Consider the following 20,605-nt stretch of genomic DNA (forward strand, 5'->3'; position numbering starts at 1 on the left):
GGCAGCGCATCACCGGTCGACACTTTCGCGGACTCGCGCCCGATCGTCGACTTGCTCACTTGACGTCTCTCCCTTGATCAGCAGATCCGCCGTTGATCAGACACTCTCCGCCAATATGCCCATGCGGGGTACGGCTATGGCGGGCCTGTCCGTGAGGCTCTGTCGGCTCTCTGTTCGGAGACGGAAGCCAGCAGTCAGGCGGCGAAGGTGCGGCGATATTTCGACGGGCTGGTCCTGGTCATCGCGGTGAAGTGGATTCGCAATGACTCCGCGGAGCCGAAGCCGCATTGGTGGGCGATGTCGTCGATGCCGAGGCGAGTGGTCTCGAGGAGTTCGCGCGCGCAGGCTACGCGTTGCACGGCCACCCAGTTCATGACGCTCGTTCCGGTCACGGCCCGGAATCTGCGGCGCAGGGTTCGTGTGCTCATGTGGCTGTGCCGGCTGACCGACTCCAGGGTGAGCGGCTCGTCGAGGTGTTCCAGGATCCAGGTGATCACGTCGGTGATCTCGGAGTCGCCGCCGGGCGGGACGTGCTCGATGAACTGGGCCTGTCCTCCTTCGCGGTGGGGCGGGCTGACCAGGAAGCGGGCCATCGTGTTCGCGGCGGCCTGACCATGGTCGAGCCGCAGGAGATGCAGGCACAGGTCGGTTCCGGCGAGGACACCCGCGGAGGTGAAGACGCCGGTGTCCTCGACGTAGAGCTCCGCTTCGCTGACCTTGACCGACGGGTGGCGGTCTCGCAGCAGGCCGGCCCAGTGCCAGTGGGTGGTGGCGCTGCGGCCGTCCAGGATCCCGGCCGCAGCCAGGGCGAAGGCGCCCGTGCAGATCGACACCATCCGGCTTCCCCGGTTGTATGCGTCACGCAGCCGTTCGACCAGCTCGGCGTCCGGAGACTCGGTGGGGTCTTGCACTCCGGCGACGATCACGGTGTCCGCCGTGTCCAGCCGGTCGAGCGGCTCGACCTCGCGGGGCACCAGCGGGTTTTCCGCGGGAACCGCACTCACCAAGGTCAGCTCGTAGGGGGCGCCGCCGGGCCAGCAGGCGGTCACGTAGTCCGGCCAGTGGCCGAACACCTGCTGGGGAACGGCTACGTCCAACAGGACGTAGTCCGGCTGCACCACCACTGCGACCTTGGCCGGATCTTTGGGATTAATGTCCATCTGGCCATCGTAACGGTGGTATCGGTCTTTCTAGGCTGGGCGCATCACGCCGATCACGATCAGTGAGGAGATGCGCAACATGTACGCAGTAGTCGAGACGTGGACACCGAAGCCCGCGTTCTTCGCCGCCGACGAGGAGGCGCGGAACGACTTGTTCGCAGGGATTCAGGAAGCCATGAAGCAGCTCGCGGAAATCGGAGTCGTGACGCTCGGCTGGGGCAGGGTGGAACCGGCCGCGCATTCCGCGTCCTATGAGTGGTTTGCGGTCTGGCAGGCCCCTTCGAGGGAACTGGCCGACGGGTTCCTGGGCGGTGTCGAGCGCTCCGGCTGGTACACCTACTTCGAGCAGTCCAACGTCGTGGGTGAGCTGCGGCCGGCCGAGGCGGTCATCGCCGGGCACCTGGCACTGGAGGCTGAGGTCAAGTGAGCGTGCTCGAGAATCTGCCGGAGGAGATCGGAGGGTGGCCGCGTACGGCGGCTACGGAGGCCGCGGTTGCCTTCACTGCCGAGCACTCTCCGGAATGGCTGCTCAACCATACTGTCCGCAGTTACTTCTACGCTCGTAGTATCGCCACCGCCAGGAACCTCGTTGCCGGGGTGGACTACGACGACGAGACGCTCTTTCTCGCCACGGTGCTGCACGACATCGGTCTGACCGACGCGGGGCAGGGTCCGAACCGGTTCGAGGTGGACGGTGCGTTCCGGGCCGCTCGATTCGCCCGGGAGCACGGGCTGTCCGATGCCGCCGCCGACCAGATCTGGGATGCGGTGGCGCTGCACACCTCGCCGGGGATCGCGCCCCACAAGCATCTGCTCGGCGCTCTCGCGCATTTCGGTATCGGTGCCGACATGTTCGCTTTCGGTGTCGAGGAGGTGGACCGGGCGGTGCTGGACGCGGCGCACGAGGCGTTTCCGTATCTGGATCTGCGGAACAAGATCCATGCGCAGGTGGTCCATCAGATCGACGAGCAGCCGTCGAAGTGGGCGCCGGTGTCGTTCGTCGACATCGTGTATCGCAAGCACCGCCCGGACAATCCGTTCCCCGGGCTGGACGAGCTGGCCGCGGCCCCGGTGCGTCCGGACTGACGACGTCTCGCGGTGGCTGCGGTCGAATGCCGTGGCCGTTTGACGGCGGGCAGCTGTGACGAAGAAGACGCGGAGCCGGGCACCCCGTGTGCCTGGCTCCGCGCCTGTGTTGACCCGGCATCGCGTCCCGGGCCTTTGAGAGTCGGCGTCCCGGCTGCAAGGAAAGCCAGAGCGGTCGCGATGCGGGGACCGATGTCGGTCGGGCGCGGCGCCGAGTTCTTCGGGTAGGGCCTTCACGGCTGCGCCGAGGGTGGCGGTCATGCGGGAGGCCTTCGCTTCGCCCGCCGCTCGTGCCGAGGCGGAGGCCGACTTCCTCGAGGTGCGCCGTCTCGGCGCCGATGCCTACCCGACGCTGCTGCACACCGCCCACGGCACCGACCGCCTCGGCCGACGCGCTCACCCCTGCCCTGGACCAGCACGTGGCCACCACCACGGCCGCCTGAAGCCACCCCTCAGCACTCTGTGAACGAAAGCGCACCCATGCCCGCCCTGCCCCAGAACGTCCACGCCGCCGGTGACACCGGTCTGAACAATGCGTCCCTCCTGATCACCGGCGAGCGCGACGCGCCGCTCCTGGACGACGGCCAGCTCACCCTCGCCGAGCAGCACCAGCCCCTTGCGTTCACCATCGGCAGCGGCAAGAAGCCAACCACCGTGGCGGGCACGACCGGCTCCCCGGACCACTGTCTGAAAGAAGCGCTGCTCGAGCGGTGTCCCGATCTGGGCCTGCTGGTGCTTCTGGACCTGGGCACCAGGGCCGCCATCGGCGTGACGGCCCGGGGTTGACCGTGTCCACGATTGCCTGTGTACCTGCGCGGCGGACTACTGGTGCCACCGCCTGGGTGGCGATGGTCGCGGAGTTCGTCCTTACCGGCGGTGTCCTGTTCGTCGTGGTGACCGCTGTCCGCTGGGTGATGGCATCGCCACTCAGCCGGGCCCTGCCAAAACCGCATCTTCAGCTTGCGGTCGTGGCGGTGATTGTCGGCGCGGCGCTCGCGGGGGCGCTGTCCTCTCCATGGGGCCGCTATTCCGGCGGACATCTCAACCCGGCGGTGACCTTCGGCCTGTGGCTGACCGGGGCCTTCCCCGGCCGCCGGGTTCCGGCGTACTTCGCCGCCCAGCTCACCGGTTCCGTGGCGGGTACCGGCCTGGCCCGCCTCGTGTGGGGCCCGGTCCTCGCGGACCGGATGGCCTACGCCGCGGTTGAACCCGCTCCTTCCTGCTCGCCTACCTTGCTGTTCAGCGTCGAAGCCGTGTCTACCGCCGCTGTCCTCACCGTCACCCTGCTGCTGATGTCCCGTCGCGCGTGGACACGCTGGATCCCGCTGGCTCGCCCCGCCGCTACCGCTGGGGTCATGATTGCCCTCGGTACCCTCACTGGCGGGTCCGCCAATCCCGCCCGCCAGTTCGGCCCCGCCCTGTGGGCCCACCGGCCGGGTGATTGGTCACATCTGTGGCTCTATCTGGTGGCACCCCTTGCAGGCGCGGCCCTCACCGGTGGGGTCGCCCGGTACCAGGCATATGGCCCTGTCCATCCTCCGAAGAGCGGCGGCGGTCGGTCGCGCGAGAGGCGATCGGAGAGTGGCCGATGAACTGATGGAAGAACTTGCTGAAGTTGGTGGCGCTGGTGGAGCCTAGCTGCGCCGCGATACAGGAGGCCGGCGGGTCGCCGTGTGCCAGGAGGCGTTTGGCTTCCAGGACGGCCCGCCGGTCGATGATTTTGTCGCCCCTGCCCCGGCTCCGGTCAGCGCGGCCCTGGAGAGGGCGCGGGGTGAGTAGCCCATGCCCGGGGCGTAGTCCTCCACGCGGCGGGTGCGGGTGAATTCGCGTTCGACCGCGTCACGCGAAAGGCCGTGGAACAACGTAACCGGGGCGATGTTCGCGACCGGCATCTCGCACGACTGCCGGGCAAGTCGGCGAACCGAGCAGGCCACGGCTCGCACCGATTCGGAAGCCCGCAAGAGGTCATTGGTGGTCTTGCGGCATGTCACCGCGCCCGCTCAGGGGTCCGGAGTGCACCGGGGCGTGCTGAGCTGAGGGGTTCGGCCACTCGGTTCGAACTCAGTCCGTATGGGGATCTTGCGTTCCTGACTGTCATGACCGCCCGAATTGCCTGGAGACCAAGCGGTCATCCCGCCGGGCTGCCGGGCGATTACCGTATTCGGTAGCTGCCTGCGACCTGTGTGAGGGTCGGCCTCGTTGCTTGCGCTGGCCTCGTGGTCAGTGGCTTCAAGACGAAGGAAGCTCGTCGCCGGTGTGGTCAGCCGTGGCTGCGATCATTGGTGGATGGCTGGTTTTGGAAGCCCGGATGTTGTCGACGTCAGCTATGACAATCCGGATCAGCCCCGACTGGGGCTGGAGGTCATGTCCTTCGCGACGCTGCGTGAGCGGCTGTCGCCGTCTGTCGCGGCGGCGCCCAGTCGTCCGGACTTCCATCAGCTGACCCTGGTCACCCGTGGCGAGGGTACCGCGTTGATCGACTTTGTGGGTTACCCGTGCGCTCCGGGGACTCTGCTGCATTTGCGTCCTGGTCAGGTGCAGCGTTTCCCTGCGGGTCCTCAGGGGGGCATTGCGGACCTTGATGCGACCTTGGTGGTGTTCACGCCTGCGTTTCCACCGCCGGTGCCTGCCAGTGCAGCCGTCATCGACGAGGGGCTCAGTCCTGCCGCCTTCTCACTGTCTGCGGTGGAGTACCGGGCCATGTCGGTGGCGGTGGCTGAGATAGCGGCGGAATACGCCACGCTGGCCGAGCGGGACGCCGCGCAGGCGGAACTCACTGTGGAACTGCTGCGGCAGCTTCTTGCTGCGCTGCTGGTGCGCATTGCCCGGCTGCCGCATCCTGGTGAATGGAATCCCGCGGCGGGGGGCGAGGTGTTCCGGGCCTTCCGTGGCGAGCTGGAACGCGCGTTCGCCACGAGGCGCCGTGCTGCCGAGTATGCCGCGCACCTCGGTTACTCGCCGCGGACGCTTACGCGAGCCTGTCTGGCCGCTACGGGCCGTACCGCGAAGGATCTCATCGACGACCGTGTCGCCCTGGAGGCCAAGCGGCTGCTGGTTCATACCGGCCTTCCTGTCGCGTCCGTCGGGCGCATGCTGGGTTTCACGGAACCCACCAATTTCGGGAAGTTCTTCGAGCGGACGGTGGGTGCCACTCCCGGGGCGTTCCGTGCCACGCAGCGCTGACAGCCCCCGTCCGCTGGGACAGCCAGAGGCATCTGCCGTGGGGCGGAGACCACGCCGAGCCCGGGCTGTCTGAGGCGTACGCCTTGAGCGAATCGGCGAGTCCATTTTCGACCATGGCGCGTCTCTTGCATACCTCGCCCGCGCTGCTCGCATCGCGCATTGTTTAGCAAGCAGTCAGCGCGTCATCCGCTTCCGGCCAGGCCTCTGACTGCCTGGTGAGGCCGGGAAGAAGGGAGAAAACAACCATGCCGTACGCAGATGTCAACGGTGCCCGCCTCTACTTCGAGGACAGTGGTGGTGAGGGCCCGGTCGTGGTCTTCAGCCACGGCAACCTCATGGACCATGACATGTGGGTGCATCAGATCCAGGTCCTGGCGGGGGACTTTCGGGTCGTCGTGTGGGACGAGCGGCTGCACGGCCGGACCGAGGACGACGGTAAGACCTACACCTACTGGGACTCGGCTGCCGACTTGATCGGGCTGCTGGATCACCTGGGCGTGCGGGAGGCGGCGTTGGTGGGGCATTCGCAGGGTGGCTTTCTGTCGATGCGGGCCGCTTTGCTGGCGCCTGAGCGGGTCAAAGCCCTGGTGCTGATCGACACGACGTCGGTCGCCTGGCCGCTCGAGGCGCTGGCGCAGATGCGTGGTGTGTCGGAGGGATTCCGCGGCGCGGGTCCGGAGGCAGTGGCCCCGGTCTTGCTGGGGATGCTGCTGGGACAGCCCGCGATCCACGATCAGTGGCTGGCGAAGTGGCGGGCGCAGCCGCGTGAACGGCTCGCCGACGCGGTGCAGGTGCTGATGGGGGTGGATGACATCACCGGCCGGCTCGGCGAGATCACGGTGCCGGCCTTGGTCGTCCATGGCGACGCGGACCAGCCGATCCCGTACCCGTTGGGCCAGACACTGGCCGGGAAGCTCCCCGGTGCCCAGGAGCTGGTCACCGTGACCGGGGCCGGACACACGCCGAACCTCACTCATCCCGACCGCGTCAACCCGGCGTTGGCCGACTTCCTTCGCCGGTACACCTGACGGTCCCACGCCCCCCATGTGTCGAGCCCGCGGCGGCGGTCAGCACGGCGCCGCTGTGCTCTGCCGGCGGAGCATTCTGGCGGGCATGCATACGCGGGTCTCAGCACCCGCCATTTCAACTGTTCAACGATCTGCACGACATCCAATTCTGGAAGGAACGACCATGTCGACTCCCATCACCGACCCGGCGCAGCTCCCCCCGGCCTTCGAGAAGGCCATGAACTCCGGGAATCTTGATGAGGTCATGAGCCTGCTCGCGCCCGGTGCCGTCATGCGTACCATCACCGGTGAGACCGTCACCGGTCAGGCGCTTCGCGACTACACGGCTGGGTCGATCGCCGGCAACGCCCAGCTGTCCAACGGCCCGTCGCGCGTTGTGGCCGGTGCCGACATCGCGCTGATCAGCGAGGAGTGGACCCTCGAGATCACCACTCCCGACGGCAACCGGAAGAAGGCCACCGGCACCACTGCCAATGTCGCCCGCCGTGGTCAGGACGGCACCTGGCGCATGGCCATTCTCAACCCCCTCGGTACCGCCTGAGCGTCCGTCGGCGGCCGGGCTCCCCGGAACCCGGCCACCCCCCTCAGCCAACCGGCGCCCGGCCCTGGTCCTCCTCCACCACTGGGGTGGCTCGCACCGCACCTGGCGGCCGGTCATCGAACAGCTCGGCTGCGGCGAATTCGTCGTGGTGGGCCCCTCGATGGGCGGCAAGGTGGCCCAAGTGCTCGCCTCCCGCCGGACTGAAGGGCGTGGTACTCATCGCACCCGCCCCGCCGGCTCCGGTCGGTGTACCAGGTCGCCTCTCACATCAGCGCGTTCGTCGCCCGCGTCTCACTTCGACATGAGTGAGCGGGACCTGTGTGATCGGTGGGGTGTGTGAGAGTTCATGTGCTTCGTGGCCGAGCTGAACCGATGTCGAGCGGGCTGCATGCCGTGCACCGGGCGAAGCGTTCGGGCCAGGGCGGGATCGTTCTGATCACGGGCGAGGCCGGCATCGGAAAGACCGTGGTCCTCGACGCGGTGCGCGCGGAGGCCGCCTCCGCCGGGTTCATGGTGGGGGCGAGCAAGGCGGACGAGGTCGATCACGTTTCGCAGGGCGCGCCGGTTCTCCTCGCCCTGGGATCTGGTCGGTCTGTACGCCCCGCGGTCCGGAGAACGCTCCATCACCCATTCATGCGAGAGACGAGCGGCCGATTGATCATCGACGCTGGATTCAGAACCGGTGCCCGTGCGAAGCCGGACGCGGCTGGACGGGCGCCCTGGTGAACGCTCGTGGTGGCTCACGGCGCTGGAACGGCATCCCAGGTGTGACCGCGCTCCTCAGGTACCCAGCACCGGGGACCCAGGCACGCTCCAGTGAGAGGTGGATGCGATGGAAGGGACAGCTCCGATGGCGCTGAACTACTTCCAGGCGCCGACCAGAAAGGTGACCGCCGCCAACGGAATGGAGTACGCGTACCGTGAGGTCGGCGAGGGCGGAGTGCCCCTGGTTCTGTTGGCGTACTTCAGGGGCAACCTCGACAACTGGACCCGGCGCTGGTGAACGCGCGGTGGGCTGCGGGGTCGGCGCTGCTTTTGACGGGCCCGGCGGTGTGCTGGTGAGCGCAGCGCGCGATCCGTACCCACTGGGCGTCAGCCAACGGTGCACCGTGATGAACGATCCGATGATCCGAAGAAGCGTCCCAGGGTCCGGCTCGGAGGCTTCCTCGGACTGCGCGACGGCCTCACGGGCAGCAAGTCCCGCCCTTCGTACGGTGACATCCAGCTCGGGTTTGCCGACAGCGGATACGCCTCCACCGCCGCCTTCGAGGCCAAGCAGAGTGGCTCCCGATCCCACTGCCGAAACAGTGTCTCGCCGCGCGCGAACCTCTCAGTTGGAGGTCTCGGCCCGGTCGAGATCCGGGGCAGATGCGGCGCCCCCGGATCGGGCCTTCCGCGGCAACATCATGAGGCCGACCACGACGGCCCAGATGCCGATGAGTGAGGCCAGCGGAAACAGCGCGTCGAAGCGGTCGGTGAACGCGATCGTGGCGGACGCCAGCGAGTAGGCCAACCCGCCGACGAGGCCGAGCGCGAGTGTGATCGGGTTGCCGATGGTGCGCGTGAGGCCGCCGGCGACGGCGAGGGCTGCAATGCCCAGGCCCCACAGCGGATCGACGATCGTCTCGTTCCACGTCTGCGCCTGGTAGATGAACGTTTTCTCGCCACCGGCGATCCCGTCCGCATCGAGGGCGGCGAACAGGTGTAGCGTCATCCCGATCGTGGCGACGACGGCGATGACGGAGACGGCGCCGGTCACTGTGGCCATGCCGGTGCCGAGACCGCCACGGCGCCGGAACGCGAGGATCGCGGTCGCGAAGCACGCCATCGCGGCCAGCAGCAGCGCGTGCGAGGGGTACCACATCGAGCCGACGAGCATTTCGTGGAGCTGGGAGACCTTCGATCCCCGACCACTGTCACCGGGGTGGATGGCGCCGCCTGCGAAGAAGGTGACCCCGCCCAGCGCGAGGAGGGGCCCGACGACCCGTTCGGGGCGTCCGGCGCGGGACAGTTGGGTGCGGACCCGAGTCGACGTGCTCATGGTGGCTCCTTCGGCCGGGACGAATCGGTGGTTCCACCGTGTCTCTCCCCGGGGCTCCGGGATACGGTGCGCACCCTGCACTTCGACCAGGGGCAACCCTCATCCGTGAGCGTTGCTGCTGTGCCAGCATGGCTGTATGTCAGCGGCCACGGAGGCGCACGACCAGGTCCCACCGACGGTCCGCGAAGCCGGGGCGGCACTGGTGGCGCTGGTGGTTGCGACCCTCGTCGGCTACGGCTGGTACCTCGGCTTCCACCTGGAGAACGTGCACAACGGGCTGATCGGCGCCTCCTTCACCGCGGTGGGCCTGTACGTCGTGCGGATGCGGCCGCGGCACCCGGAGGGCTGGCTGTTCGTCGCGACCGGCGTGCTGCACGCGGTGATGTTCTTCGGTCGCCAGTACGGCCTGCACAGCGGCACCCTGGCCGGGGCCTCCTGGCTCGGCTGGGTCGGGGTGTGGCCGTTGCCGCTGGCGATCGCGCTGGCCGGGTGGACGTTCATGGCGTTCCCCGACGGGCGGCTCCCGTCACCATGGTGGCGGTTCGCCGTGGTCGCGATGATGGCGGTCGCGGCCGTACTCGCGGTGGTGTCGGCGCTGTGGCCGGTGGAGTACGACCGGGTGGGACTGGCTGCTCCGCACCCGCTGGATGTGCCGGGCGGCGAGGCGGCGGACCGCGTCTGGGGATACGCGCAATACAGCTATCTACTCTTCCAGGTGCTGTGGACTGTCGCGATCGTGGTGCGTATCCGCCGCGCTCGTGGCGACGAGGCGCGCCAGATGCGCTGGCTTGTGTTCGCGGTGGTCGCGGCGATCCTGTTGCTGGTGGCCGGCTTGCTGGCGTTCGGCAGCCCCGTTCCGGGCCTGCTCGCGCTCCCGCTGATCCCGGTCGCCGCCGGATTTGCGATTCTCAAGTTCCGGCTCTACGACATCGACCCGGTCATCAACAAGTCCCTTGTCGTCGGGGCCATGCTGCTGCTGATCACGGCCGCGTACGTGGCGATCGTGGTCGGTGCGGGAGCCGTGGTTCCGGCCGACGAACGAGCGCTGGCACTGGTCACGACGGCCGTCGTCGCGGTCGCGTTCGAGCCGCTGCGGCGGCGGGCCCAGCGCTTGGCGGATCGTCTCGTGTACGGGCATCGCGCGACGCCGTACGAAGCGCTGTCCCGGTTGTCGGCCCACCTCGAGGACCCGCCGCAGGAGTTGCTCGACGCCGTCGCGGCCACGGTCGCCGGAGGGGTCGGCGCCACCGAGGTTGTCGTGTGGGTGGGCGACGAGCAGTGTCTTGTGCCGCAGGGCCGGTGGCCGGCTGCGACGGTCGATGCGGGCCCGGCAGCGCTCGCCGGGCTGGGCGGGGCGCGCCGACTGGTCCGGCCCGTCGTCCACCGCGGTACCGTGCGCGGCGCGATCACGGTCCGCAAGCCGACGGGGGAGTCGCTCAGCGCCACGGAGGTCCGTCTGCTGTCGGACCTGGCCGCGCAGACCGGGCTGATCATCGGGCAGCAGCAACAGGCGCAGGAGATCCAGGCGGCGGCTCGCCGGATCGTCACCGCCGAGGACGCGGCCCGCCGACGCATCGAGCGCGACCTTCACGACGGTGCACAGCAGCGACTGGTCACCCTGGGGCTGGAATTGGGCGCTCTGGCCAAGCAGGCGGAGGCAAGCGGAGCGGCGATGGCGGATCGGGTGAAACACGCGCGGGCACAATTACTGGAGGCCACTGCCGAACTGCGTGAGCTGGCCCGTGGCCTGCACCCGATGGTGCTGGCCCAGTCGGGTCTCGAGCCCGCGCTCGCCGCGCTCGCGGACCGGTCGGCGATCCCGGTGCGCCTGCACGTGGCCGACGCCGGTCGCCTGCCGCGCGCGGTCGAGGCGACGGCGTACTACGTGGTGAGCGAGGCGCTCACCAACGCCGCCCGCCACTCGGGCGCGAGCGTGCTCGTCGTCGACGTGGCCCCGGTCGACGGCGGGCTGTGCGTGGAGGTCACCGACGACGGTCGCGGCGGCGCACGCCCAGGAACGGGAACGGGGCTGCAGGGGCTGGCGGATCGCCTCGCCGCACTCGGTGGTGACCTCCAGGTCGACAGCCCTTCCGGCGGCGGGACCCGGGTCAGGGCGGTGCTGCCGTGCGAGTGATCGTCGCCGACGACGCGCTGCTCTTCCGCGAGGGGATGGCTCGCATCCTCGCTGAGGAGGGCTTCGACGTGGTGGCCCAGGCCCGGAACAGTGCGGAGCTGGTCGGCCTCGTCCGTCGCGACCCGCCGGACGTGGTCATCACCGACCTGCGGATGCCGCCGGGCTTCGCGGACGAGGGCATCGAGGCCGCGGCCGAGATCCGCTGCTTCGCGCCGCAGGTCGGGCTGATGCTGTTGTCGCAGTACGTCGAGGTGCATCACGCGCTACGGCTCATAGAAGAGTTCGACGGTGCGGTCGGCTACCTGCTCAAGGACCGGGTGTCCGACCTCGGTGCCTTCGCGGTCGACGTACGACGCGTCGCCGGTGGCGAGGTCGTGATCGACGCCGAACTCGTGTCCAGGCTGGTCGGCCGACGACGGGAACGTGACCCGCTCGCCGAACTCACCGACCGCGAGCGGGAGGTGCTGGCGCTGATGGCCCAGGGACTGACCAACGCCGCGTTGTCCGAGGAGCTGGTCCTGAGCCCCAAGACGATCGAGGGCTACGTACGCAGCGTCTTCACCAAGCTCGGCCTGGAGCAGAGCGAGCGCGAGCACCGGCGGGTGCAGGCGGTGCTCCAGTTCCTGCGTTGGCAGTGACCCCTTTCCAAATCTGTCCGCTGTCTCCGTTCGGTGGATCATGGTCGGTAGTGGCTGTGCCGAGCTGTGGCCTGCTGGTGTCGCTGGGATGGCCCCACCCCCGAAGTCTTCCTGGTCAGTCCAATGCCCCTGACCGAACTGGTAAGTCGCCTGCCGTGGCGCCCAGCGGACGGGTGAGAACGAAGGCGGTCCAGAACAGCAGTACGTTCGGCACCGCGGGCACCTTCATCAGCGCCGCGAGCACGGCGAGCAGCCCGGTCACGAGCAGCGCGCCGCCGGCGTAGCCGAGACCGGAACTGTCGGACAGGAAGTCACCCATCGACGTGCCGAGCGTGTTGGAGACGAGGATTGCCGATCCCTGGTGCTCTTCTCGGCCGGACCAGGTCATGGTCCTGATCCTGCTCGCCGCCGGCCGCCCCGGACGTCTGGTGTGGCCGCCCCGATGCACTGGGCGCTGTGGCGCCGGTGTTCAGCGTCTTCCCGGGCGCACCGACGCTTCGGTGATTGTCGCCTCGGCGATTGGAGGCGGCGCTCCGGGCCGTGGTATCCGCCTGGTGCGGGCCGTGACCAGGGCGAGCAGTGCGGGCGCGGCGGCGGATATCAGGCCGCCGAGGATCAGGCTGTAGCGGGCACCGAAGGAGTCGGAGGCCCAGCCGACCATGGGAGCCCCAAGCGGGGTGCCTCCCAGCAGGACGAGGAAGTAGACGGACATGACTCGGCCGCGCATCCCAGGGTCGACGCTGAGCTGGGTGAGTGCGTTGGCGGTGGTGGTCACTGTCACAGCGAGCAGGCCGGTGGGAACGAGCAGGACGAGGAAGGTGACGTAGCCGGGCGCCAGTCCGACGGCCGCCTCCAAGACCCCGAAGGCGACGGCCGCGACGATCAGCCGTCCCGAGGTGGGGGGCCGTCGGAGGGCGGCGCCCAGCAGGGCACCGATCAGGCCGCCGGTGGCGAACGCAGCGGACAGGCAGCCGAAGGCGACGGAACCGGTGTGGAAGACGGTGGCGGCGACCAGGGCGATGGTGACCTGGAAGTTGAGTCCGAAGGTGCCGACGAAGCCGACGACGGCGATCGGCAGGAACAGGTCCGGAGTGGCCGCGATATGGCGGAAGGCGTCGGCCACCCGCGTCCTTTGAGGCCGGCTCCTGTTGGAGGAACGAAGTTGTTCGGCGCGGATGGTGACCAGCCCGTAGAGCACGGCCAGGTACGAGGCCGCGTTGGCCAGGAAGACCGGGCCGGCCCCTGCGCCTGCGACTGCCAGGCCCGCCAGGGCGGGGCCCAGGATGCGGGCGACGTTGTACTGGGCGGAGTTCAGGCTGATGGCGGCCGGGGCAGCGTCGCGTTCGACGAGTTCGGAGATGAAGGCGTTGCGGGCGGGCTGATCAAGGGCGGTGGCGGTGCCGAGAGCGACGGCCAACGCACACAGGGACGCCGTGGTGATCGTTCCGGAGATGGTCAGGAGGCCCAGGAGCAGTGACTGCAGGCCCATGGTGGTCTGGGTGATCAGCAGAAGCCGTCGTTTGGGGAAGCGATCGGCGATGATGCCACCGGTCAGGCCGAACAGGGTCTGGGGCAGGAACTGCAGGGCGGTCAGCAGTCCGACGGCGCTGCCGCGGTTGCCGGTGAGGTGCAGGACGAGCAGGTCCTGCGCGGCCCGCTGCATCCAGGTGCCGGTGTTGGAGACCAGCTGCCCGATCAGGTAGCGGTGGAGGCAGCGGGTGCCGGGAGTGGCCGGCTCGGTGCTCGCGGCCGTGGTGCGGGAGGCGCTCACGGCACGCTGGCCGGGACGGGTGCCTCGTCCAGGTGGTGGAAGGCCGGCGCGGGGTGCATGAGGAAGTCGTGGTGCGAGATGTTCCATGCGTAGGCGTCGGCCATGGCGAACGCGATCCGGTCGCCCGAGCGCAACTGTCGTACGGGAATGCGACGGGCAAGGACGTCCTTGGGTGTGCACAGCTGGCCGACGAGGGTCACCGGTTCTCGCCGTGCCTCCGGGCGCGGCCAGGGGCGGGGCCAGGTGTCGGCGGGGATGATCTGGAAGGGCTGGTTGTGCTGTTTCGCCGCGGGGGTGCGCAGGTGGTGGGTGCCGCCGCGCACGACGGCGAAGGCTTCGCCGTGGCTGCGTTTCACATCCAGGACTTCTGTGACGTACCAGCCGCAGTAGGCGGTGACCGAGCGGCCAGGCTCGATCCGTACGGTCAGGCCCTGCCGGCGGGCCAGCAGCCGGTGCAGTCCGGTGCCGAATGCCGCCCAGTCGAACAGCTGATCTGGATGGGCGTAGTCGACGCCCATCCCGCCGCCGACGTTGACCTCTGCCAGGTTGATGCGACGGGCCTCGGCCCAGCCGTGAGCCCACTTCAGGACGTCCTCGGCCAGGTCGAGGTGGCCGGGGGCCTGGATGCCGCTTGCGAGGTGAACGTGCAGGCCACGCAGTCTCAGGCGTCGGTCGGTGGCGATGACGGCCAGACAGTTGTCGAGCTGGGCGGGTTCCAGCCCGAAGGGCCCGGGGCGCCCTCCCATGGTCAGGGCCACCGGCCCAGGGGTGAGGGCCAGGTTGACGCGCAGCAGAATGTCGATGGATCGGTCGCCCAGCACGGTCGTCAGCACCCGCAGTTCGTGTTCACTCTCGACATGCAGACGGGACACGCCCGCGTCGACGGCCCGGGCGAGTTCGGCGGGGGTCTTCCCAGGGCCTCCGAATGCGATCGGCATGTCCGGGAAGTGGCTGCGCACATGGCTCAGTTCTCCGCCGGAGGCGACCTCGAAGCCGTCGACATGGTCGGCGAGCACCCGCAGCAGGCGGGGGTCGGCGTTGGCCTTGGCCGCGTACAGCAGCTCGACCCGCTCGGGCAGTGCGGCCCGGATGGTGCGGGCGTGGTCGCGCAGGCTGCGCAGGTCGTATACGTAGGCGGGCAGGTCGTCGATGGGCAGTCGGCTGATGTGGGCGAGTACTTCGCGGTTCACAGGGGCACCTCGCGGGGGAAGTCTTCGCCCAGCGGGCTGGGCAGCGGGATGTAGGTGGCGTGCCGGTCGGCCTGGCGGGACCAGCGCAGCATCAGGTTGGCCTTGGCGGGCAGCGGTACGCCGGACAGCAGGGCGCGCAGCCGCGGCGGATCACCGAGGCTGCGGGAGCAGGCATTGAGGTGGTCGCGGGCGAGACTCCACAGCGCGGGTTCCAGCCGGGGGTCCGTGTCGGCCAGGGAGCCGAGCATCTCCGCGGTGTGGTTGACCAACAGGCAATACGCGACGCGGTTCCAACCGTGCTCGGCGTCGTAGGTGAGCGAATCACGTACCGCCGTGGGCAGTTCGGCGAGCGCTTCACCGTGTTGTCCGGCGAGGAGCTTGGTGCCTTCCAGGTCGCGGAAGAGCAGCTGAGCCGGGGTGCCGTCTTCGCGCACTCCGACGACCACGTTCTGCAGGTGCGGCTCCAGCACGACGCCGTGCTCGAAGTACGCCGTCAGCACCGGCGGCAGCAGCAGGCTCAGGTAGGCGTCCCACCACGTCAGCGGATCCCCCGAGCCGCGGGCGAGCAGCTGTGAGATCTGGGCCGGGCTGGTGGGATGCTCGTCGGCCACCGCCGCACACAGCAGCGGCGTCACCCCGGGCAGCAGGTGGGTGCGCAGACCCGATCGCACGATCATGCCGAACCCCTCCACCAGGCCGGCCTGGCCGCCGACGTCCAGCGTGCGATAGCCGGGCTCGGCCAGCAGCGCGCAGCCCGGGAACCGGTTGGCGAGCTGCGCGAAAACCGGCCGGAGCAGGTTGTTCAGGGCAACGGCTGCGGACAGTTCGTAGGCGGAGTTCTTGCGAACGCAGTTGGTGATCCGGACGTTCAGGCTGAACTTCAGGAACACGTCGGCGTCCGGCTGGTAGAGGGTGCGCACCGACGCCGTTGGCGCGAATTCCGGTCCCATGACGCCGCAGTCCGTGATGTCCCCCGTGGCGATCGCCTCGCGCAGTTCGCGGTCGCCGCGCAGCAGCTCGTACTGCCAGGGGTGCACCGGCAGTGTCACGAAGCCGGGATCGGCGGGCGGCAGCAGCGCTTCCAGGTCGCTCAGGTCGCCCTCCTCCCGGATGAGTTCGCGGCGTACGGCCAGGTGGCGCAGCGGAAAGCGGGCGCCTGTCTCCGGGCCGTACGTGAGCCACCCGTCGGCGGCGCCTGTACGGGCCTTGGGCGTGGGGTGGAAGCGGTGACCGTAGATCAGGGACTGCTCCGAGTCCAGAAAGCTCGGTGCCGAAGGCCGGTGGTCGCCGCGGTGTTCCAGGATGGTGCGGATGGTTCCGTGGCTGTCGGTGACCTGGGGCAGGAACTCTTCGTTGGCGGCGCCGGTGCGCAGCTGCAGTTCGTCGTGGATGTGGCCGGCCAACTCGTGCCAGCTGACGGTGGTCCAGGTGGTGCCGTCGCGTCGCTCGACCGGGCCGTTGAAGCGGTGGGCGCCGATGAGTGAGACGCGTCTGAGGGCGATGCGCAGCAGGAGGTCGAGACGGGGCAGGCGTAGCAGCAGGTGCTCACCGTCGACGGTGACCTGGTGCTCGGGCGCGGAGACCTCACGGATCAGACAGTTGAGCAGGGTGTGGGTGGTGACGGCGTCGGCGGTCAGTGAGGGACTACTGGTCAGTGTGGGGGTGGTCATGGGGGAGCGGCTCCGTTGTATGCATACGAGGGGCAGGTACGCCTGCGGTGACGTGGACGTCAGCGAAACCGGGCCAGCGGATTGGAGACGGGAACCCACTGTGCTGTGCCGGGGGAGTCAGCCAGACGCATGGCGATGGTCGCCTTGAGCGGCAGCGTGGCGTCGAAGAAGACGGCCGCGTCCTCTGTATCAGGGAGTAGTGCGTACACGTGACGGCCGACCATGGCCACGGCCCGCCACAGCGCCTCCGGGGCGGCCCCCCGACCTCGGGACAGGACGTCGACCAACTCGCTGAAGACGCCGCTGAGCAGACCGCCGAACAGCTTGGTGCGAAGGGCCCATTCGTCGTCGCCGGCCCGGTTGCCGGCCAGGGGCGGCAGCGTGAAGCCGTGGGTGTCGAGGCGGCCCGGGTGGATGCGCACCCCGTCCAGGTCTCGGTACAGCACCCGCACGGGCCGTCCCTCGCGCAGCACGACCAGGGTGTTCTGTCCGTGGGCTTCGAGCGCGATACCCATGGACAGCAGGGTCAGGGCGGGTGGCAGGACGAGTTCGGCGAAGTCCGTCAGCCAGCGCTCCGGGTCACCTGCGGCAAGCGTCGCGCCGGTCGCGTGTACGGCGGTGAGCGGCACGGCGATCTCGTCGGCACCGAGGTGCTGTTCCCAGCCTTCCCGGATCATCGCGGCGAGGCTCTCCGAAGGCGCTCCTCGCTTCGCCCGCACCGAGCCGCCGCCCACCTCGCGCAGCACCCTGAGGCTTTCCCCGTACCCGATCTTGTCGATGACCGTGCAGAGCAGATCGGACAGGCGCGGCCCGTCGACGACCTCGGCCGGGGAGATGGTGCGCTTGTAGTTGGTGACCTGGACGTCGAGAGCTGTCTTGATGTGACAGCCGGTCAAGGTGCCGAGTGGTGCGAGGGTACGCAGCGAAAGCAGTGGTCGGGCTGGGATCGTCTGCCCGGTCACCGCGAGGTCCGCGTGCTGCCGCAGGACGTGGTCGCGCTGCCAGGGGTGCATTGGCATCAGGATCGTGTCGCCGTCGCGCAACTCCTGCGGCCAGTCGCCGCTGGGCTGCCAGCGGTCGGCGGGCACGGCGAGCAGCGCGAGGTCGACGACCGGGTGGTGTTCAGGAGCGTAGGCGAGGACTTCAGAGACGGACAGGCCGGTGCGGGTGCGGCAGCACGGGTGCTGAGGGTGACCGTCGACCACCGCCTGCTCCGCGTCGGCCGAGTCGACGACAGGAGGCGGCCCGGCAAAGTGGGCAGCGCGGGCCAGGGCGAGGTTGACCACGCTGTTGTCCAGTTCGGCTCCCAGTCGCCCGGCAGCGAGTGTCCGCAGTCCAAGGGTGGCCAGCAGGTGCTTGGACTGGCTGATCGGGCCGTCGGGCCCGGTCACCGTGAAGTCCTCGGGGATCGGAGCGAACCGCCGCGCGCAGGAGGCGGGGCCGGTCAGCGAGCGGCCGTTCCGGAGGGAGATGGTGAGGGCATCGGTCTCATGGCGGCGGCCGGTGATGCCGGGGAGGGGCTCGCGGGAGAAGGCGCCCCACAGCCGGCCGAGCACCTCCGCCCGTGCTCCGGGCACTGCGGCCGCGAAGGGCCCGGCCAGCTCTGGGCGAACCCGGCGCAATTCGTCGATCGTCTCCTGTGACATGTTCACCGTTCCGCCCGGAAAAGGCCACGCCACTGTTTGTGCCGCAAGTGGTCGCATGGCTGGGCATTGCGAGGGACTTCCGGCACCAGTCAGCCGGCTGCTGGAATCGAATCTACGGGGGCGTGATCAAGCTCACCGGCCGGGAGAATGCAGCGGAGGAATAGGATCGGCCCAGGATTTCTCTCCTGCGGGAGTTCTTTCCTCTGTCCTTACGTTCCCTTGTCGATACGCTGGATGTTCCCTTGACCGTCGCAACTCTTCGAGGGTGACGGTCGCTCCCGGGGGAATCGCAACGTCGTATCGAACACGGCCGAAGTCGGCGGGGTACTTGTCGCTGAGGTGGGCGATCTTCCGGCGATTGTGCCGGGCACGGCCTGCGAGCACTGTGAAGCTGTCGGCATGCGTGTCTTGCTGATCGAGGACGACGACCGGGTCGCCGGCCCACTCGCCGAGGGGCTGAGCCGCTTCGGCTTCGCTGTGGAGCGTGCACGCTCCGGCGCGGAGGGCCTGTCCGCTCTCGAACCCGAGATGGTCCTGCTCGATCTGGGCCTGCCCGACATGGACGGTATCGATGTCTGTCGCGAGTTGCGAGGACGTTCCGACGTACCCATCATCATGATCACTGCCAGGGACAGCGAGGTCGACCGCGTCCTCGGGCTCGAGCTGGGTGCGGACGACTACCTGACCAAACCCTTCGGCGTACGAGAACTGGTCGCGCGCATTCGAGCCGTCACCCGCCGCGCGCGCCGCAGCGTTCTTGCCGCCGATCGACAGCAGGCGCCGTACGCGGGACGCATGGGCGGCCGGGCCCCCGTCGGGCCGCCCGAAGCCCGGCGCATCGGCCCGCTGGCCATCGACCGACGCACCCGAAAAGTGCACCTGCACCACGCCCCCGTGGCGCTCGCGCCCAAGGAGTTCGACCTGTTGGTCTGCCTCGCAGAGGACCCCGGGGCGGTCTTTTCCAGGAAGAAGCTCCTCGACTCGGTGTGGGAGCCGAATTACTTCGGACCCACGAAAACCCTGGACGTCCACGTCGCGGCCCTGCGCCGCAAACTCGGTGATTCCGCCTGGATCGAGAACATCCGGGGCATCGGATTCCGACTGGTACCGCAGGCGCAACCCGACCGGGCGAAGGCGTGACCCGCCGCCTGCTGCTCAGCTATCTGAGCCTGATACTCCTCGTGCTGCTCACGCTGGAGGTGCCATTCGGCTATGTGTACGCCCGCGGAGAGTTGTCCCGTCTCTCGCACACGGTGGGGCAGGGGGCGGCGGTGCTCTCCGAGTTGTGCGAGGACAGAATCGAACATGGCAGGACGGCCGACATCCCTGCGCTTGCCCGCAGTACCGGAAGCCGAGTGGTCGTGACGAACCGCAGCGGCATCGTCCTCACCGACACTCGAACCACCGCCCATACCACCGGACAGGACTGGTCCGCCCAGCGGGACATCGTCAGCGCTCTGCGCAGTCGGCCTGTCACCGGCACGACCCGTGACGGGGAAACCCGCGCCGAAGTCTTTTACGCCACCATGCCCGGAACCTCCGGCGGCACTCTGCGCTGCGCTGTCCGCGTCGTGTCCCCGCTTACCGCGCTCAATGCGAGAGTCCGTGATGCGTGGGTGGCCCTGGCAGTGCTCGGGCTCGGCGTGCTGGCCACCGTCACCGTGATCGGCCTGTCTCTGGCCCGGTGGATCACTCGCCCGGTCCGCGCCCTCGAAAGCGCTACCGCCCAACTGGCCGACGGCTGCCTCACCGATCCACCCGACCCCGATCGAGGGCCGCCTGAACTGCGCCGCCTGGCGACTTCCTTCACGCACACCGCCGCCCGGCTCCAGCACCTGCTGCGTGCCCAGGAGGCGTTCGCCTCCGAGGCGTCTCACCAGCTCAAGACTCCGCTGACCGCGCTGCGCCTTCGACTGGAGAACTTCGAACCTCATCTCGACCCCTGCGCGCGGCCCAGCCTGGACATCGCGGTCGGTGAGGTTGAGCGGCTCGACCGCATGGTCCAGGGACTGCTCGCACTCGCCCGGCTGGAGAACTCCGCCACCACGCCGGAAGCCGCGGATCTCGACGCCGTCGTCGCCGACCGCGCCGAGATGTGGACGGCCTTCGCAGCGGAACACGGTGTCGTCATCAAGGTGACCGGTCCTGATTGTGGACGCGTCTGGGCCGTTCCTGGCGGACTGGAGCAGATCATCGACAACTTGCTCTCCAACGCACTGCGCGCCTCACCTGCGGGGAGCGTCATCATGCTCGACCGCGAACAAGGAGCGAACGGGCCCGGACTCCATGTCATCGACCAGGGCCCCGGCATGAGCGAAGCCGCACGGCGGCGCGCCTTCGACCGGTTCTGGCGCGCCTGCGACACCCACGACGACGGCACCGGCCTCGGGCTGCCCATGGTCGAACAGCTCACCCTGGCCGCCGGCGGAGAGGTCAGCCTGCACCCAGCGCCAGGTGGCGGCCTCGACGCGGTCGTCCACTTCAAGCCGGCGCACATGCTGTGAGCCGGCCGGACAA

General features: G+C 69.0%; 22 protein-coding genes. 14 read left to right on the forward strand and 8 right to left on the reverse strand.

Annotated elements, in window-relative coordinates; translation table 11 throughout:
* Positions 1–194: 194 nt before the first annotated feature.
* Positions 195–1,160, reverse strand: a complete 966-nt coding sequence (locus tag ACIPSA_RS36370) for a GlxA family transcriptional regulator (RefSeq protein WP_402642571.1) — start codon at positions 1,158–1,160, stop codon at positions 195–197.
* 79 nt (positions 1,161–1,239) lie between these two features.
* On the opposite strand from ACIPSA_RS36370, the gene ACIPSA_RS36375 reads away from it, so the two are divergent.
* The 5 genes from ACIPSA_RS36375 to ACIPSA_RS36395 all read left to right on the forward strand — a co-directional run bounded on the left by ACIPSA_RS36375 (position 1,240) and on the right by ACIPSA_RS36395 (position 3,838).
* On the forward strand, positions 1,240–1,587 hold the full coding sequence (locus tag ACIPSA_RS36375) for a DUF6616 family protein (protein WP_402642573.1): 348 nt from the start codon (positions 1,240–1,242) through the stop codon (positions 1,585–1,587).
* Positions 1,584–2,246: an HD domain-containing protein gene (locus ACIPSA_RS36380; protein ID WP_402642576.1), complete on the forward strand. Its 663-nt coding sequence runs from the start codon at positions 1,584–1,586 to the stop codon at positions 2,244–2,246. The genes ACIPSA_RS36375 and ACIPSA_RS36380 overlap by 4 nt, the downstream gene beginning before the upstream one ends.
* A 259-nt stretch (positions 2,247–2,505) precedes the next feature.
* Entirely contained in the window at positions 2,506–2,712 is a 207-nt protein-coding gene (locus tag ACIPSA_RS36385; protein WP_402642579.1) for a hypothetical protein, read from the forward strand.
* A 14-nt stretch (positions 2,713–2,726) separates the two neighbouring features.
* The gene (locus ACIPSA_RS36390) at positions 2,727–3,032 is read left to right on the forward strand and encodes a hypothetical protein (protein WP_402642582.1); all 306 of its coding nucleotides are present in this window, start codon (positions 2,727–2,729) and stop codon (positions 3,030–3,032) included.
* A 62-nt stretch (positions 3,033–3,094) separates the two neighbouring features.
* A complete protein-coding gene (locus ACIPSA_RS36395; RefSeq protein WP_402642726.1) occupies positions 3,095–3,838 on the forward strand; it encodes an MIP/aquaporin family protein in 744 nt (247 codons plus the stop codon).
* Here ACIPSA_RS36395 and ACIPSA_RS36400 read toward each other — a convergent pair.
* The gene (locus ACIPSA_RS36400) at positions 3,738–4,070 is read right to left on the reverse strand and encodes a helix-turn-helix domain-containing protein (protein WP_402642729.1); all 333 of its coding nucleotides are present in this window, start codon (positions 4,068–4,070) and stop codon (positions 3,738–3,740) included. The two genes, ACIPSA_RS36395 and ACIPSA_RS36400, sit on opposite strands and share 101 nt — an antisense overlap.
* 462 nt (positions 4,071–4,532) lie before the next feature.
* Between ACIPSA_RS36400 and ACIPSA_RS36405 the strand changes: the two genes are divergently transcribed.
* The 5 genes from ACIPSA_RS36405 to ACIPSA_RS36425 all read left to right on the forward strand — a co-directional run bounded on the left by ACIPSA_RS36405 (position 4,533) and on the right by ACIPSA_RS36425 (position 8,001).
* On the forward strand, positions 4,533–5,429 hold the full coding sequence (locus ACIPSA_RS36405) for a helix-turn-helix transcriptional regulator (RefSeq protein ID WP_402642585.1): 897 nt from the start codon (positions 4,533–4,535) through the stop codon (positions 5,427–5,429).
* Positions 5,430–5,740: 311 nt separating this feature from the next.
* A complete protein-coding gene (locus ACIPSA_RS36410; RefSeq protein ID WP_402642588.1) occupies positions 5,741–6,457 on the forward strand; it encodes an alpha/beta fold hydrolase in 717 nt (238 codons plus the stop codon).
* 163 nt (positions 6,458–6,620) lie between these two features.
* Complete coding sequence (locus ACIPSA_RS36415; protein WP_402642590.1) at positions 6,621–6,998, forward strand: YybH family protein; 378 nt, start codon at positions 6,621–6,623, stop codon at positions 6,996–6,998.
* Positions 6,999–7,346: 348 nt separating this feature from the next.
* On the forward strand, positions 7,347–7,724 hold the full coding sequence (locus ACIPSA_RS36420) for an ATP-binding protein (protein WP_402642591.1): 378 nt from the start codon (positions 7,347–7,349) through the stop codon (positions 7,722–7,724).
* A gap of 106 nt (positions 7,725–7,830) precedes the next feature.
* Entirely contained in the window at positions 7,831–8,001 is a 171-nt protein-coding gene (locus tag ACIPSA_RS36425; RefSeq protein ID WP_402642593.1) for a hypothetical protein, read from the forward strand.
* Between the two features lie 327 nt (positions 8,002–8,328).
* On the opposite strand, the gene ACIPSA_RS36430 is transcribed toward ACIPSA_RS36425, so the two are convergent.
* Positions 8,329–9,039 carry a hypothetical protein gene (locus ACIPSA_RS36430; protein WP_402642595.1) on the reverse strand — a complete coding sequence of 237 codons (711 nt, stop codon included), beginning with the start codon at positions 9,037–9,039 and terminating at the stop codon, positions 8,329–8,331.
* A 136-nt stretch (positions 9,040–9,175) separates the two neighbouring features.
* Between ACIPSA_RS36430 and ACIPSA_RS36435 the strand changes: the two genes are divergently transcribed.
* A complete protein-coding gene (locus ACIPSA_RS36435; RefSeq protein ID WP_402642597.1) occupies positions 9,176–11,173 on the forward strand; it encodes an ATP-binding protein in 1,998 nt (665 codons plus the stop codon).
* Positions 11,164–11,811, forward strand: a complete 648-nt coding sequence (locus ACIPSA_RS36440) for a response regulator (protein WP_402642599.1) — start codon at positions 11,164–11,166, stop codon at positions 11,809–11,811. Before ACIPSA_RS36435 ends, ACIPSA_RS36440 begins: the two co-directional genes overlap by 10 nt.
* A gap of 115 nt (positions 11,812–11,926) precedes the next feature.
* Here the strand turns inward: ACIPSA_RS36440 and ACIPSA_RS36445 are convergent, their stop codons facing one another.
* From ACIPSA_RS36445 to ACIPSA_RS36465, 5 genes are all read right to left on the reverse strand, one after another.
* Positions 11,927–12,199 carry a hypothetical protein gene (locus ACIPSA_RS36445; RefSeq protein ID WP_402642602.1) on the reverse strand — a complete coding sequence of 91 codons (273 nt, stop codon included), beginning with the start codon at positions 12,197–12,199 and terminating at the stop codon, positions 11,927–11,929.
* A gap of 81 nt (positions 12,200–12,280) precedes the next feature.
* Complete coding sequence (locus tag ACIPSA_RS36450) at positions 12,281–13,582, reverse strand: MFS transporter (protein WP_402642605.1); 1,302 nt, start codon at positions 13,580–13,582, stop codon at positions 12,281–12,283.
* A complete protein-coding gene (locus tag ACIPSA_RS36455; RefSeq protein ID WP_402642607.1) occupies positions 13,579–14,772 on the reverse strand; it encodes a type III PLP-dependent enzyme in 1,194 nt (397 codons plus the stop codon). The genes ACIPSA_RS36450 and ACIPSA_RS36455 overlap by 4 nt, the downstream gene beginning before the upstream one ends.
* Entirely contained in the window at positions 14,769–16,442 is a 1,674-nt protein-coding gene (locus ACIPSA_RS36460; protein WP_402642609.1) for an IucA/IucC family protein, read from the reverse strand. The genes ACIPSA_RS36455 and ACIPSA_RS36460 overlap by 4 nt, the downstream gene beginning before the upstream one ends.
* Before the next feature lie 59 nt (positions 16,443–16,501).
* Positions 16,502–18,088 carry an IucA/IucC family protein gene (locus tag ACIPSA_RS36465; RefSeq protein WP_402642611.1) on the reverse strand — a complete coding sequence of 529 codons (1,587 nt, stop codon included), beginning with the start codon at positions 18,086–18,088 and terminating at the stop codon, positions 16,502–16,504.
* Between the two features lie 399 nt (positions 18,089–18,487).
* Here ACIPSA_RS36465 and ACIPSA_RS36470 point away from each other — a divergent pair, with 399 nt between their 5' ends.
* Together ACIPSA_RS36470 and ACIPSA_RS36475 are read left to right on the forward strand one after the other, a co-directional pair.
* Complete coding sequence (locus ACIPSA_RS36470; RefSeq protein ID WP_402642732.1) at positions 18,488–19,228, forward strand: response regulator transcription factor; 741 nt, start codon at positions 18,488–18,490, stop codon at positions 19,226–19,228.
* Entirely contained in the window at positions 19,225–20,592 is a 1,368-nt protein-coding gene (locus ACIPSA_RS36475) for a sensor histidine kinase (RefSeq protein WP_402642614.1), read from the forward strand. The genes ACIPSA_RS36470 and ACIPSA_RS36475 overlap by 4 nt, the downstream gene beginning before the upstream one ends.
* Positions 20,593–20,605: the final 13 nt, after the last annotated feature.

It is taken from the genome of Streptomyces sp. NPDC086549, from assembly GCF_044746205.1.
GTDB lineage: Bacteria > Actinomycetota > Actinomycetes > Streptomycetales > Streptomycetaceae > Streptomyces.